At 40.5% G+C, this 15,161-nt stretch carries 11 protein-coding genes; 4 read left to right on the top strand and 7 right to left on the bottom strand.

Features of this window, described 5'->3' with window-relative positions:
* Positions 1 to 105: 105 nt before the first annotated feature.
* From F564_RS0104475 to F564_RS0104455, 5 genes are all read right to left on the bottom strand, one after another.
* Complete coding sequence (locus F564_RS0104475; protein WP_028121561.1) at positions 106 to 702, bottom strand: TetR/AcrR family transcriptional regulator; 597 nt, start codon at positions 700 to 702, stop codon at positions 106 to 108.
* 85 nt (positions 703 to 787) lie between these two features.
* Positions 788 to 1,816: a pectate lyase gene (gene pelA / locus F564_RS0104470; protein ID WP_028121560.1), complete on the bottom strand. Its 1,029-nt coding sequence runs from the start codon at positions 1,814 to 1,816 to the stop codon at positions 788 to 790.
* A gap of 752 nt (positions 1,817 to 2,568) precedes the next feature.
* Entirely contained in the window at positions 2,569 to 4,434 is a 1,866-nt protein-coding gene (locus tag F564_RS0104465; RefSeq protein WP_228373855.1) for an LTA synthase family protein, read from the bottom strand.
* A gap of 194 nt (positions 4,435 to 4,628) precedes the next feature.
* A complete protein-coding gene (locus F564_RS0104460) occupies positions 4,629 to 5,915 on the bottom strand; it encodes a sensor histidine kinase (RefSeq protein ID WP_028121558.1) in 1,287 nt (428 codons plus the stop codon).
* 390 nt (positions 5,916 to 6,305) lie between these two features.
* Positions 6,306 to 6,983 (bottom strand): response regulator transcription factor, encoded by a 678-nt coding sequence (locus F564_RS0104455; protein ID WP_028121557.1) that lies wholly within the window; start codon positions 6,981 to 6,983, stop codon positions 6,306 to 6,308.
* A gap of 778 nt (positions 6,984 to 7,761) precedes the next feature.
* Between F564_RS0104455 and F564_RS0104445 the strand changes: the two genes are divergently transcribed.
* Positions 7,762 to 8,289, top strand: a complete 528-nt coding sequence (locus tag F564_RS0104445) for a hypothetical protein (protein ID WP_028121556.1) — start codon at positions 7,762 to 7,764, stop codon at positions 8,287 to 8,289.
* Between the two features lie 302 nt (positions 8,290 to 8,591).
* On the opposite strand, the gene F564_RS0104440 is transcribed toward F564_RS0104445, so the two are convergent.
* Positions 8,592 to 8,948: a hypothetical protein gene (locus tag F564_RS0104440; RefSeq protein ID WP_028121555.1), complete on the bottom strand. Its 357-nt coding sequence runs from the start codon at positions 8,946 to 8,948 to the stop codon at positions 8,592 to 8,594.
* Positions 8,949 to 9,166: 218 nt separating this feature from the next.
* Between F564_RS0104440 and F564_RS0104435 the strand changes: the two genes are divergently transcribed.
* From F564_RS0104435 to F564_RS0104425, 3 genes are all read left to right on the top strand, one after another.
* Positions 9,167 to 9,718, top strand: coding sequence for a type 1 glutamine amidotransferase domain-containing protein (locus F564_RS0104435; RefSeq protein WP_028121554.1), 552 nt, complete (start codon positions 9,167 to 9,169; stop codon positions 9,716 to 9,718).
* Between the two features lie 298 nt (positions 9,719 to 10,016).
* Positions 10,017 to 10,562, top strand: coding sequence for a tRNA methyl transferase PRC-barrel domain-containing protein (locus F564_RS0104430; RefSeq protein WP_028121553.1), 546 nt, complete (start codon positions 10,017 to 10,019; stop codon positions 10,560 to 10,562).
* 9 nt (positions 10,563 to 10,571) lie between these two features.
* Positions 10,572 to 12,335 carry an endonuclease gene (locus tag F564_RS0104425; RefSeq protein WP_034980726.1) on the top strand — a complete coding sequence of 588 codons (1,764 nt, stop codon included), beginning with the start codon at positions 10,572 to 10,574 and terminating at the stop codon, positions 12,333 to 12,335.
* A 418-nt stretch (positions 12,336 to 12,753) separates the two neighbouring features.
* On the opposite strand, the gene F564_RS0104420 is transcribed toward F564_RS0104425, so the two are convergent.
* Positions 12,754 to 15,015 (bottom strand): glycoside hydrolase family 3 C-terminal domain-containing protein, encoded by a 2,262-nt coding sequence (locus F564_RS0104420; protein ID WP_028121551.1) that lies wholly within the window; start codon positions 15,013 to 15,015, stop codon positions 12,754 to 12,756.
* Between the last annotated feature and the right edge of the window lie 146 nt (positions 15,016 to 15,161).

Here is a 15,161-nt window from a genome sequence, read left to right as displayed (position 1 = left end):
TTAATAAGCCGCTTTTGATTGATAAAAGATCGAATCCATAAAAAGACTTTGTTTTAATGTGATGTTAATTTTACTAACAGTGTTAATTTTCTGATCCCAAAAAAATTACAATGATTTTATAAAAGCTGAAACCGTTTCGTCCAGTGTCGTTTTGTTCATGGTAGAAGGGATATCATCATTTCTCATCATCATAATCGAGATCAATCCGTGGACTGCTGAGAACAAGGCGTGAGAAGAGTGGCAGGCATTAGCAGGATTTGATCCTTTTTTATTGATGATTTCCAGAGTGCATTCATAGAGCATATCCTGAAAAGAGGAAAACTCTTCCTTCATCATTCCTTTTCCGCTGCACTGCATTCCCAGACCAAACATCAGCTGGTAATATTCTTTGTTCTTGAAAGCAAATTTCCAATAAGCGTCTACGATTGCTGTCAGCTGATCTTCCGGCGTCTCATGTTTCTTCTGAGCTTTCAGCAGTTCGATGTGCAGTTGATGAAAACCATTTAAAGAAATCTCATACAAGATGGCTTCCTTGTTTTCAAAATAATCATAAACCACAGGTGCGCTGTACTCTATAGCGTCTGCGATTTTGCGGATAGAAAGTGAAGCCCAACCTTCCGTTTTGGCCAAGTTGAAAGCTTCCTGCAAAATATTTGCCCGGATAGATTCTTTTTCTCTTTGACGACGTTCGTGTAAGCCCATTATTTTATTTTTCTAACAGCGTTAGCAAAACTACAACTAAAAGACCTTACCGACCAAACAAATTTTATTTTTTAACACTAACTGATTATAAGATTGACTGAGAAAGTTGGTTATGAGTTAGCCATTGTGGGAAGTCTCTGGTAATCAGTTTATCAGCAGAATCGTTGTACCAGCTGTATCCGTTTCTTCTTTCTTCCGATATTTCCTGATAGTTATATTTCACACTGTTATCACGATCACCGAAGATGGGTTTGTTGGTTTCAATTTCATAAAATCTTGCCCAGATCACAGCACCTTTTTCTTCTGATAGAACGCGGATTGTTTTGTGATTTTCTTTCACAACCTTATAGCTGTAACCTTCTATTTTGTTCGCTTTGAACCATTTGATAGCTGCAGTTACTGATTTTTCAATGGTTGGTGTTATTGCTAGGGTCATCAGAAATCTTACAATGCCTACAGATTCTCCGGTGGCTAACGATATGGGTTCGAACGCTCTGGCCTTGGCTGGTTTTAAAGTGATCTCGTCATATTGATCGGCCCAGATTGTAGGGTTTCCGTTTTGCGAAACTTGATTACTGATGATGCAGTCAACGCCTTTTTTGACTGCAGTTTTTGATTTTAATTTTAATTCAGAGGTAATGACATCAAAATCATTTTTACCTTCTGCAGCGTTGTAAAGAACCGTTAAGGCATTGATCATGGCGTTGTCATTGTATGTAATCTGCTTTCTGTAGATCGATTTATTTGGATAATACTGCGGAAAACCGCCGTTGTCATACTGCATTGCCAGTAGGTAGTTGATTCCTTTTTCTGCGGCTGATAGATACGCTGGATTTTTTGTCGTCTTGTAAGCCTTGATCAAAACATTGATTTCTCTCGTCGTCGCATTATTGTCGATCGTGGCATGCGCATCACCGGTGGCTTTTATTTTGTCATACAGATTTTGATCTACTGGCAAGTTGTAATTGACGCTTTTGCCGTCATGCAATTGTTTTCCCCAAGCCCCGATGGGTAATTGGTAAATCAATATTTTTTCTGCTAATGTATCTTTGGTCTGCGCTTGAAAAGTCCCGACAATAAGGGCGACAAAAAATGGAGTAAAGCCTGTTTTCATTTAGATTTCAAAATAATAAGTTACAAATTAAGTATTATTACTGTCAAAGTCACCATCATTTTTTCATTTTTAGAAACAAAAAAAGGACAAACCGATGGGTTCACCCATTAACGTCATGTTTAGAATCCGCTCAAGCCTCAATAAATTCCAAAAGATCAGTATTGATTGTCGCTACTTCTGTCACTGGCAAGCCATGCGGGAAGCCTGGATGTATTATTAAGGTCTGTTTATTAATAGCTTAATTGCTTTTAAAGCGGTATTTTCGATAGGCACGATTTGATCGTCTTCTCCGTGAAGAGCCAAAACAGGAATGTCAACCGCCTGCAGATCTTCTGTGAAGTCGGTTTCGGAAAACGCTTTTGTTCCGTCATATTGCGCAACAATTCCGCCTATTATTCTAAGTCATCACCAGTTGAGTGACCGATATGATTTTTGTGAAATGGTGGAGAATTAGCGCCATCCGTAACATTGCTCCATTGATCACCAATCCGAATATATCGCGAAAACCCAAATTTTTACTTGAATCGCCATATGCGGTGTCCAGGCATCTTGCAAAAAGAACAGCAATCCAATAGTGGATCTCTTTGTATATTAATAATAGGAAAGACTGCAAGGCTGCCCAATAAGATCAGACTTCCTTCATCAGGCAAAACAGTTTTGTTACCGGCACTATTTTATGGGTTGCTCGCTATTTTTCATTCAAATTTTATATTAGAATTGGAAGATATTTAAAATTCAATTCCTTTTGTCGCTTATTGGGCTTTCATTTTTCCATTCTTGAATCTTTCGCTGGCAGTTTGGTAGGTAGCAATTGTTTCTGAAACTAATGTTTTGTTTTGGTTCTTAATTTCTGAAAAGGTCTGGTCTGCTCCCGAAACATCAAATTGTTTCACCCTTTTTCTGTCATCAATCTGCGTAAAGATATTGGTTTTCAGCATTCCAAGTGTTCTGTAATTGCCGATAAAAGCACGTTCTTCTCCCAGTTTGGTTTGGTTGATGTCTTTTCCGTACAAACTGCTATTGTAATTCCAGCCCAAATAACCAAACAGAGTCGGCATCACATCTATTTGGGAGGTAAGGCGCGTGAGTTTTTCAGGTTGTAGTTTCAGATTGTAGATGATTGCAGGGATGTGGTGGTTTTTTATGTTGATCTCCCATTTCCCAGCACTGTTGGCGCAATGATCTGCCACGATCACAAACACTGTATTCTGAAACCAAGGTTTGGTTTTCGCTTCAGCCAAAAATTTGCCCAACGCATAATCTGTGTATTTCACGGCGGCGTTTCTGTCTCCTTGCGGCAGGTCTATTTTACCTTTCGGGAAGGTGTACGGTTTGTGGTTGGATGTCGTCATTACAAACTCAAAGAATGGCTTGCCAGCTTTGCTGTTTTTATCGGCATATTTTATAGATTGTCTGTAGAGATCCTCGTCACAGATACCCCAGGCATTTTCAAAGCTGACCTCTTGATCCGGGATCTGGAAACGTTTTGTTTTGATGTCGTCAGACAGCGCATTTCCTCTGTTTCTATCTACAATGTCGAATCCCTGACCGCCAAAGAAGTTATTCATATTGTCAAAATAACCGTCGCCGCCATAAATGAAATAGGGCTGGTAGTTCTTCTTTTTCAGAATGCTTGCAATGGAAAATAAATTCTGATTATTAGGACGCCTTACAATGCTGTTTCCCGGCGTTGGAGGAACAGATAGGGTCAATGCTTCCATGCCACGCACGGTTCTGGTGCCTGTGGCGTAGAGGTTTGTAAAGAAAATACTCTCATTGGCAAGTCTGTCGTAGTTAGGCGTAATATGGTCTTTGTTGCCAAAAGCCTGAAGGAATTCGCCGCTGAAGCTCTCTATGGTGATCAGTATGATATTGGGTTTCTGTTCCTGTTCTCCTTTCGTGGAACGTGAGATGTCGTCCCATTGGCTGGTCACGTAGGTTTGATTGTTTTGAAGAAGATCCGTTTTGAGAACCTTGTAAGCGTCGTGATCAGGAATGCTGGGATAAAAAGTCATATAGTCCAACTCATTCGCTTTGAAGGCCGTGAAGAATGAAAACACACCGTTTTTCCCTAATTCATTGATCACCAGATTGTCTGTCGATTCGGCCTGTTTGTTTTTTAAAAATGTTCCTAGAGCGATGCCAATGAGCAAAACAGGAAATGCGAATCTCAAACGGATAGAGATAGATCGTTTGTCGGAAAAGGCATGTCTAAACGCACCCTTCTTTTTAAGAAAAAATAGTGTCAGCCAAACCAAAGCTACCAAAACGCCGAAAATGACCGGAAGTGGATAAGACTGGTTGATATTCTCTATCACTTCATAAGTGTAGATCAGGTAATCTACCGCAATGAAGTTGAACCTGACACCAAACTCATCCCAAAAAGGAATCTCTGCCAAAAGACTGAAATAGATGATTATGAGGATAAGGATCAGATAAAAATAAGTGAAGATCCTGTCGAATTTGGAGCCGATCCATTTTTTTGGAAACAGCAAAAGATACACAGCGTATAAAAACAGGAATAATGCACCAACGGCAATGTCAAAACTGAATCCAGTGAAAAATGCCCTTACAATATGAAGGAGATTAAGGTCCAGATCTTGGGAAGACCAGATCATAAAGATAAGCCTTATGATAAAGGATAGGACAACGTATAAACTTAATATCGAAAATAATACAGAAAATCTGCTTTTGAATAGTTTTGCAATTAGTGCCTTAGCGTTCATAACTGTGCAGTGTTTGACCGGTAAATTAACACTTAAATTTAGAATAAAATTTGAATTTTTAGAATACTTGAATTTCAGATGTAATTTTATGGGCCAATGGTGAAAAAATGATGACCATTTTGAAAATGATAATGGATGTTCCATTGCTGAAGCAGACAGATCTCCCTGATGATTGCTAGCCCCAAACCACTCCCGCGATGATCTTTGGACAATTTAGAAAATCTTTTAAAAAGCAAATCCTGATCCAGTGGCTGTGTTCCAGAATTAGATATTTCAAAAACAGAATCTGTCAGTTTTATGGCGATAAAACCTTCAAAGGGTGTATGTCGTATGGCATTCAGGATTAGATTGTTCACCAGAACTTCCATCAGGCTGCTGTTTCCTTGCACTGTGATGCCTTTTGTAATGTCAAGTCTAACAGCCATGTTTTTCTGCACAAAATGTTCTTCCAACTGCTCGATGCACTGTTGCAGCAATACATCAAACTGGATGGATTCCGTATTGTCAAACTGGCTGTTGTCGATCTTTGCCAGTAGCAACAGATTCTTGTTAATCCTGGAACTTCGGGACAGGGCCTTGTTCATTTCTTCGACAATCTGGTATTGGTTCTCCGTCAGATCTTCGCTTTGCAGAAGGATGTCCAGTTTGTTTTTCAGAATAGCAAGCGGGGTTTGCAACTCGTGAGAGGCATTTTCTGTAAACTCTTTTTGCGTTTTGTAAACAGAGATGTTCTTGTCTATTAATTTGCTTAAGGATTGATGCAGCTCCTCGAATTCCTTGATGTTCGTCCTGTCAAACTCAATGTGAGTTTGCTGGTTGAGATGGAAAGTTTGGAGCTGATGAAGCGTCATTCTGAAAGGTTCCCAGACAGAGCGGGATAGTCTGCTGTTCAGATAGAGCAAGCCTGTAACGATCAGGATAAAGAGAATGACTGCCGTTACGGTGATGAAGAAGATGGTTTCCTGGGTTTCTTCAATATTGGTTTCTGCACGGAAGCGGAAGGGTTTACCATTGAGGTAGATAACCTTGGACAGAACTCTGAAGCGGTCTATGGCTTCAAAATTAAGGAAAGCGTGGTGCTTTTCCAGAATGTAGACGTGGTCTTTGAGATCATCATTGGGTTTTACACTTTGGATGTTTGTGGTAGGCTGTATTCGGTTCCACAATGTGATCGTTTCTGTCAGTTGTCCGTTCGTTAGATGCAAGCCGTTGAGCTGTTGTGCCGTTTTTTTTGCCACAATCTCATGATGCTCATCCAGCTCATGTTTCCAGATCGCATCCACAACAAGATAATAAACAGGAATACTGATGACCAGAATAATGAGGACATAAATGATAAAAGGCTTCGTGGTTTTGGTTAAAAGAGGTTGCAAACGAATGATGATTTATAATTGATGACTTTTTAATACTGTTCTTAGTTGTGATAAACGCACGACGCGTTATTTTTAATATTTCTGAAGCATCAAAATTAATAGGGTCAAATTCTAAAGCTGATCACTATTCTGTTTGAAATAAAACTGCCAGCCAATTGATGGATTCGTCACATTCTTTGTGCAGGTTTATATCTAAAATCTTTTTTTTTCAACATTTTGAACTTCTCCAATAAGTGCTTCTAGGGCAGTTCCATTCTTTGGTCAATTTACTCAGTACAAATTTTTTTAAAGTTTATAAGATGTGTATAAAGCTTTGCAATTCTAATGTCAAAGTTAAAGCGCTTATCTTTTAAAGTATTCATTTTCTCATTCATATTTCATAGCTTATCATTAATCAGAAATCCACTTATATCCCGTTCCGTACACAGTTTTCACATAATGGGCGCAGCCTGCATCATACAGCTTCTTTTTCAGGTTTTTCACGTGGGCATACACAAAATCGTGGTTGTCCAGCATATCAGCGAAGTCGCCGGAAAGATGCTCTGCCAGAGTGCTTTTGGAGATCACTTTGTTTTTGTTCCCGATGAAATAGATCAGGAGATCAAATTCTTTTTTCGTCAATGCGATAAGCTCATTATTAATAGAGACAGATTTTGCAAGAAGGTTGATTTGCAGCTCATTCTGTGTGATCATATTGGCGTTGTTGAACTGCTTCCGGCGGATGACCGAGAAGATCCGTGCCATTAGTTCAGACAGATGGAATGGCTTGGTCAGGTAATCATCTGCGCCCAGTTGTAGTCCTTTTACCTTATCATCCAAGGCATTTTTGGCAGAGATGATGATCACGCCGTCTTGTTTGTTCTGCGCCTTCAGCAGTTCTAGGATGCTCAGGCCGTTCCCGTCTGGCAACATGATATCCAGCAGGATGCAGTCATAGTGGTATTGCTCTATTTTATGAATGGCTTGTGCAAAAGTCGCAGCATATTCGCAAAGGTAGTTTTCTTCCGAAAGATATGCCGCAATGCTTTTTGCCAGTTCTATTTCGTCCTCTATGATCAGGATTTTCATTAGTTTTAATTTTTTTCATGAAGCTCTGTGAAACCGCATTTCTATCGTGCTCATCTACAGATGCAAATTGGAAGAAATTTTGAATCACTAAATTTATAGCTTTTGTTCCTATTTTGGCAGGCCATTGTCATATTTTTAAAAGCATCAGCAGTTTTGAAAAAGCTGGATATGATTTGGTTCTTATTTCCGTTATGCAGATAGAAAAAGAGATTCTCAATTTCCGAAAAAATAAGCTTATGACAGAGGCCATGGTGCTTCTGTTTTGTTATACAGCATAGCGTCGTAGAGCGTCATTTTAACTAGGCAATTGCGCATCCCAACTTATGTGAATGGCAATGCAGACGGCCTGATGATCGAGGCCTGATTATTTGTGAATTACAATGAATCAATATTTTAATAACAAATTGTATTTTTAGTGATAAATTTTTATAATAGGGATTGAAAATTTGTAAAAATCTTTAAATGTCGGGTTTGTAGGCTGTTTGAGTGAGCATTACGGGAAGGTGATAATGGTAAAGCTCTTTTTTTTACGGATGCCGGTCATCCGGAGCTGTTGTTTTTTGGCTATATATTGTGAAACTCCACGAGTTTGGCTATCCACCGATTACGTAGGATGAGGTGTATAAAAATGTGCTAGAGCATGCGTAGAATTTTAAGAGAAATAGGAATAAATCTACAGCAGAAGTCAAAAGGTAATAATAAATAGGAAAATAAAATACGGAAGTTGCGACAATTATTGTTTTAATTTAGCAATTACTACCATCAAAAAAAAAGAGTTATGATTAAAAATTTAGAATTAGAGAAAACCATCAGTAACTTGGGTCTTACCAAAGATGATTATCTTTTCCTAACCATTAAAACGGTTTACCTGTACCATATGAAATCGGGGGAAAAGAATGTAGAATATCGTGAGCCTGGCGACTTTATTCTATCACGTCTTTATAAAAATTTCAGAAAAAATAAATTTTCAGAACCTAAAAAGCTCTCTCACGTCTTATTTCAGGCCGGCTATAATCCAGACAGCCCTCGAATGTTAATCAAACTAAAGGGTTGGAATAATCAGGGAAAAAATTATCCTGTAGACCTTAATACATCTGGTCACGACATTGACCGCTATTCTTTAAATCTCTTGCTGGATAAAATAGAATACGAAAATCTAGATATGTCTAGAGAAAATGAATTTCTAAAAAAAAATGAACGCGAACACGAGCCTGTTCAAAAATCTGCAATGGCAAAATCTACACAGAAACAGAAAATTTCTATGCGTAGAATACAAATACATAAAGGAAATAATAGAAAAAAATAAAAATGAAAAAGCACCAGACGACCATTGTGCACTGCACTCAAAGTAAGCATATCTTAATGAGAATCTGAATAAATTTTTGCCATATCTATAAGATTTTAAAATGATGGTTATATAGGCAGAAAAATAATCTAGTAGATGGTAAACGATGGACGGAAACCCAATTTTTGTTATTTCAGGATTAGATAAAAATATAATAAAAAACGCCTAAAACGAGATGGTCTCAGCATTTTTCAAACAAACTCTTAATGAGAAAAGATAATGACAATAAAGAGCGAATCGCACCTGAAAAACCAATGAATCGGTCAGTTTAAATAAGCAGGCAAACCAATCCGCACACCATATTCACTTCCCAGATACAGCGGATTGCCGTGTTTCTCGGACCAGAAGCCATCCAGAATATCTTTGGAGAGACAGCGGTAGACAGCAGTTCCTTTGTAGATTTCTTTATCTTCGCCTAGATAATTGAAATTGATAACCAGAATTTGATCTTTAAAAAAACCAGTCCCGTTTTGTTCGTGGTCGCCGATGAGCCATTGCGCAATGATTCTGTTGTTTTCGTCGAGTGAAAGTGTGAGAGTTCCTTGGTAAGAACTATCACTTATCTCATCCTGATTGCTTCCTTGAACTGAATAAATACCAACCAAATCATTTACCGTCATTGTTTTGTTTTTTTTTAATGCGTGCAAATTTAAACATTCTCAACTTTACAACTGATAACCCATTTACTTAGAAATCTTGTTCCCTTTAGGACTGTGGAACCAACATATCATTGATCAATCATCCCACGTTCCCGCTTTAACAAATTTTTATAATTCCGAAACCACTACTCGGCATGATATTTTCTTACAGCTTATCATACCAACCAAAAAATAAAAATATGACATCTAAGAACATTGCCATCTTGGCGACCCACGGATTTGAAGAAAGTGAATTGAGCTCTCCAAAAGCATATTTGGAACAACAAGGCTGGACGACGCACATCATCAGCCCCAATTCTGGAACCATAAAAGCTTGGGCAGAAAAGGACTGGGGAAAAGAATATGACGTAGATAAAACCCTGGATGAGGTGTCGGCGTCAGCTTATGATGCCTTGGTGCTTCCGGGTGGTGTGATCAATCCGGATCAGTTGCGAACCAATGATAAGGCCCTTTCTTTTGTGCAGGATTTCTTCACGCAGCATAAACCAGTGGCCGCTATCTGCCACGGCCCTCAGATCCTGATCAACGCAGAAGCGGTAAAAGGCAGAAAAATGACCTCTGTAGATTCTATAAGTATCGATCTTAAAAATGCAGGAGCGATCTGGGAAGACAGTGAAGTGGTGGTAGACAATGGTCTCGTGACCAGCCGAACGCCAGAAGATCTGCCAGCCTTCAATGCCAAGATGGTAGAGGAGATCAATGAAGGAAAACACGAGGATCAGAACCTTTAAGCGTCTTTCATTCAATCATCATAAGACCTAGACTTTTGTCTGGGTCTTTTTTGTTGGTGGGTTTGCAGGCTCAAGGTCATCAGCAGGGTTCTCGGTACGCTTCGCTACTCGACATGATAAGATTACGGTTTAAAAAAACCAATGCAAAATGAGATTTACTGGCTTTGTTACGGATTTGTAAAACTTGATGCCAGGCACACTGTATTTAATTTAATTTAGTTACTTTAGCGCCCCGTTATCTATTAGTTAAAAATAATTGACTTTAGCTTCATCGGGCGTAACAAATAATCTATTATCTGTGTGTAAACAAGGTCAAATCATTGAAATTTCCGCCATATCTTCAATTTATAATCAGAAAGAGCCAGTCTTTCATTCTAAAAGAGATGAGCTGGTAAGCAAGGCTGCCAGAAGAAATTACGATCTCTTTGATGGTTTTCTGGTAGGCGAACATTCAGGAACAGCACTTTTCAAGCTTGGTCAGAGGAAAGGCATTAGTGTGGGTGGGAAGAATGCACCACTGTACGTCATCGGAATCAATGCGGTGACCAATCAGCTCTTCGTAGGAGAAGGTGAGAAACATCCGGGACTTTGGACCACGGTGTTGTCTTTTTCTGAGCATCAAATGAAGTTCTCGCACCCGGGCTTCCATCATGATACCCCAGAATTGGGTATGGAGGTCAGCATCCATTCTTCCATGACGGATATTGATATGAAAGCAACCTTATACCGCTTTGATCATCTGGTCTTTCTTGAGTTTGAGGCGCCGGTCCCCATTGCTATGCAGGACCACGCATTGGAGATCTACTTCAATGATCATGCTGCAACAACGATTAAAATTAATTAAATATATCTTATGAAATTGAAATTGAAATTTTCATTTTTAGCAGGTCTTATTTCTTTTGTAGGTTTTGCACAGTCGGCACCGTCTTATTATTCGGGCGTCAACTTTACCAAAACCAAAAACGAACTGAAAGCAGATCTTGCGACATTGATTACCACAACGCAAACGCAGACCATCAGCTATTCTGCAGGCTTGGCATCGCTATTCAAAACCAGTGACGCAGACCCGGAAAATCCATCCAATCTGCTGTTGATCTATGGCTCTCAAAGTTCTGGGACACACCAGAGAAGCCGTCCCTACAGCGCACAGTGGAACCGCGAACATGTGTATGCAAAATCCAAAGGAACGCCTAACTTGGGCGAGTCAGGTCCTGGTTCCGATGGTCACCACCTGCGTCCGGCAGACAACACACTCAACAGTACCAGAGGAAGTCTTCTTTTTGATGACGGTACAGGAGCAACAGCCTATAAAACAAGCCGCGGTGGATGGTACCCAGGTGACGAGTGGAAAGGCGATGTAGCCAGAATCCTGATGTATATGTACGTGAGATACAACACCAGATGTCTTCCTTTGAACATCACCATGAATCCAGCCACTTACGCGTCTGACTTCCCGGATATCTTGTTAAAATGGAATGTAGAAGATCCCGTTTCAGACTTCGAGAGACAGAGAAATAATGTAGTGGCCGGTATCCAGAAAAACAGAAACCCATTCATCGATAATGCCTATCTGGCAACGGTGATCTGGGGTGGCCCAGCTGCACAGAACACTTGGCCAGACACCTTCAACGGCGGGACTGCAGGCGATACCGAAGCACCATCTGCACCAATTAATCTAGTTTCTACCGGTGCTACTTTAACCACTGTATCTTTGGCCTGGACTGCGTCCAATGAAAATGTCGGCGTGACTGCTTATGATATCTTTGTAGACAATGTCCTGAAAATATCTGTTTCCGCAAACAGCGGAACGGTGACAGGACTTACGCAAGGGACGGAGTACAGTTTCTACGTGGTAGCAAAAGATGCTGCAGGCAATAAATCTGAAAATAGCAGTACTATCGTGGTAAGAACACCAGGGCCGGGAAATCCCGGTGAGCCAGAGACCACCTGCGGCACAGAAGATTTCGAAAATATACCTGCAACCAACTCTTCTTACTTAGACAGAGAATGGTCTAACAAAGGCATCGTTTGGACTGCAACGTCTGCAAGAACAGATAGCCAGATCAATATAGACGGTGCCAGTAACAGAGCTGTCTGCATCAGAAAAGGTTCTTTGAAATCTTCAACCATTTCTGGGGGCATCGGATCGCTGACTGTGAAAACCTATTTGCCTTTTGCAGACTCGAACGGAAATTACACCTTGAAAGTAAACGGCGTGGTGAAAGGTCAAATTCCTTACTCCAAAACGGCTGCTACTATCACTGTTAATAACATCAATGTTGCAGGCAATATCGTAATAGAATTGGTGGATGACACCACCAGCAACCGTGTGTCTTTTGACAACCTTTCCTGGACTTGTTTCTCAGGACTGGCGACAGATGAGACCGCTGCTGCAAGTCAAAAGATCACTATCTATCCAAACCCTGTGAAGAACCACGAGTTCTACATCAGCGGCATCGATAAGAACGACACCGTGAAGATCTACAGCCTCAACGGTCAGTTGGTGCAAGCCATCGATAAAATCGAGAACAATGGTAAAGTAAGCCTTCGTAAATTGCCCAGGGGTATTTACGTGGTGACAATCAAAAACCAGTCTTCAAAAATTATTGTGGAGTAATTGATAGCCATAGTAAGCTGAATAGTAAAACCCGAGAGAATTATCTTTCGGGTTTTTTTTGTTGATTGAGGAATTAAGGCTTCAGCTTGAGGTTGATCATTTGGGCAGCTTTATCCGCCCTCCGTTCCCGCTATTTTTTGCCAGACGATTTCATTTTCATAGAAATTTTAGCATCCGCAAAAAATGAGCTCCACTCAGGTCGGGCTGCGGATTGTGCATCAAAACACGGTTTGATCTTAAGATTCAAGCGACTGTAAACATCTAAGCGACTAGCTATATGCTATCAGGATAAGCACCACTTCTATGACCGTTAATAATGCTCCGCTGGCGACTATCAGTACTGGCAAAAGATGTAATGTAAAAACAACAAAAGCCCGAGAATCTCTCAGGCTTTTGTTATGATTGATTTAAGAATGACTTACTTCAGAGTAAACTTCACTTTAGTTTTAATATTATCAGAAGAATTTCCAATCAGCGCTTCGAAGTCTCCTGGCTCGGCCACCCAGGCGTGCTTATCAGCATCGAAGAAGCTTAAAGCTGCTTTGTCCACCGTAATGCTCACTTGTTTTTCTTCGCCTGGATTCAGAAACACTTTTTCGAAACCTTTCAGTTCTTTGCTTGGTCTTGGAACAGACGATTTCAAATCAGAGATGTAAAGCTGAGCCACTTCAGCGCCTGCTTTTTTACCTGTGTTTTTTACTGTAAAAGTAAAGGTGATCTGGTCCTCTTGGCTCATGGTGTTTTTGTCCGCTTTCGCTTTCCCAAAGTCAAACGTCGTATAACTCAACCCGTGACCGAAACTGAAAAGTGGTTTGATCTTTTTGGTGTCGTGCCAACGGTAACCCACGAAGATGCCTTCGTTATAAGTAATATTGATTGGGTTTTTCTGGTCTTTGCCTTTTCCGGCAGCCAACTCTTCTTTGTTTCCAGGATATTCGCCCAATTTGTGCGCTGCGTTATCTTCGAGCTTCACTGGAAAGGAGAACGGTAATTTCCCTGACGGATTGGCATCGCCGGCCAAAATCGCAGCTAGCGAATGACCTGCCTCAGAACCCAAATACCAAGATTCTACAATGGCCGGTACATCATTGATCCAAGGCATTGCCACTGCATTCCCAGAAACCAAAACAACAGCCAGATTTTGATTCGCTTTTGACAAGGCTGTGATCACTCTGTCCTGATTGTAAGGCAATCCGTAGCCTTCTCTGTCTACACCTTCTGCATCTTGATGGTCTGCTTTGTTCAGTCCGCCCACAAAGATCACGAAGTCTGATTTTTTTGCAAGTTCTATCGCTTCATTCAAAATGACATCTGCAGACCGGTTATCTTTCAGGTCTTGTCCGGATTTTACACCATTGTACTCGCCGCCGGGATCACCTACGTAACCTCTTGCGTAAGTCACTTCTGCTTGTTTCCCAAAACGGGATTTGATACCATCCAATGGCAGCGTTTCGTATTTGGCTTTCAGCGACGAAGATCCACCGCCAACAGTCATCATCTTGATCGCGTTTTCACCAATGACAGCAATGGTTTTAACTTTGTTAAGGTCGATAGGCAATACATTGTTTTGATTTTTCAACAGAACAATGCCTTCTTCTCCAACTTGTTTTGCAACCGCTTTATGGTCTTCAGAACCAACGTTTCCGAGCGGTTTATTTTTGTTCATCGTGGTTTTGTAAGCCAGATTCAGAAGTCTTGTGACTTTGTCATCCAGTTCTTTGGTGCCTACTTTTCCTGATTTGATGAGGTCAAGATAAGGCTGAGCCAGATAATAATTGTCGTAGGCATTTTTGGTTCCGGCAGACAATCCATTTGTCCAGCTTCCAAATTCCAGATCGAGACCGTTTTTGATCGCCTGTTCTGTATTGTTCACTGCGCCCCAATCGGAGACTACAACACCTTTGTAATTCCATTCGCCTTTCAAAATATCATTTAAGAGATATTGGTTTTGACTGGCGTATTGGCCTTTGTACATATCATAGGCGCCCATAATAGTCCACGAGTCGCCTTCTGTCACAGCTGCTTTGAACGGTGGTAGATAGATCTCATACAATGTTCTGTCATCTACAGTTACGTTACTCGTGTGGCGGAACATCTCCTGATTGTTGAGGGCATAATGTTTGACTGAAGTTGCGACGCCATTAGACTGTACGCCTTGGATGTATGGCACGACCATTTTGGATGTCAGGAAAGGATCTTCTCCCATGTACTCGAAGTTTCTCCCGTTCAGTGGTGTTCTGTAGATATTGACACCTGGACCCAAAAGAATATCTTTTTTTCTGTATCTCGCTTCTTCTCCCAAAGCTTTACCGTAATTCCAGGACATTTTCTTATTCCAGGTAGCAGACAAAGCCGTCAGCGCAGGGTAGGCAATGATGGAGTCATTGGTCCAGCCAGCTTGGTCCCACTCGTCCCATTTCACCTCCGCACGCACGCCATGAGGACCATCTGTGGTCCAGAATTCCGGAATTCCCAGTCTTGGAACACCAGCAGAACTAAATTTGGACTGGGCGTGAAGCATGGCTACTTTTTCTTCCAAAGTCATTCTGGAAAGGGCATCTTTTACCCTTTGTTCCACAGGTTTAGAATCATCCAGGTAAACGGGAATAGTTTTGGTTTGGGCGTTAGAAGCCGTATAAGTGATTGTTATAAGACTAAGAAACACAATTTTCTTTAACATAAAATATATTTAGTGGTTGCTGACAAATATAATAAAATCTTTATTATCTCATTGTGAGAAAATATAGTTTTTATTAATAAAATCACCTCTTTACAAATTTAACAGATGTTTTCGGACTGTGATCTATTCATATTGCATTCATTTAC

The sequence above is a fragment of the Epilithonimonas tenax DSM 16811 genome, from assembly GCF_000428485.1.
Classification (GTDB): Bacteria; Bacteroidota; Bacteroidia; order Flavobacteriales; family Weeksellaceae; genus Epilithonimonas; species Epilithonimonas tenax.
Note: the sequence above shows the minus strand (reverse complement) of the source record. Positions and strands in the feature narration are given on the sequence as shown.

Coding starts and splice junctions, on each gene's coding strand:
- F564_RS0104475 (WP_028121561.1), bottom strand. CDS start 702: ATGGGCTTACACGAACGTCGTCAAAGAGAAAAAGAATCTATCCGGGCA.
- F564_RS0104455 (WP_028121557.1), bottom strand. CDS start 6,983: ATGAAAATCCTGATCATAGAGGACGAAATAGAACTGGCAAAAAGCATT.
- F564_RS0104465 (WP_228373855.1), bottom strand. CDS start 4,434: ATGATCTGGTCTTCCCAAGATCTGGACCTTAATCTCCTTCATATTGTA.
- pelA (WP_028121560.1), bottom strand. CDS start 1,816: ATGAAAACAGGCTTTACTCCATTTTTTGTCGCCCTTATTGTCGGGACT.
- F564_RS0104425 (WP_034980726.1), top strand. CDS start 10,572: ATGAAATTGAAATTGAAATTTTCATTTTTAGCAGGTCTTATTTCTTTT.
- F564_RS0104440 (WP_028121555.1), bottom strand. CDS start 8,948: ATGACGGTAAATGATTTGGTTGGTATTTATTCAGTTCAAGGAAGCAAT.
- F564_RS0104435 (WP_028121554.1), top strand. CDS start 9,167: ATGACATCTAAGAACATTGCCATCTTGGCGACCCACGGATTTGAAGAA.
- F564_RS0104445 (WP_028121556.1), top strand. CDS start 7,762: ATGATTAAAAATTTAGAATTAGAGAAAACCATCAGTAACTTGGGTCTT.
- F564_RS0104420 (WP_028121551.1), bottom strand. CDS start 15,015: ATGTTAAAGAAAATTGTGTTTCTTAGTCTTATAACAATCACTTATACG.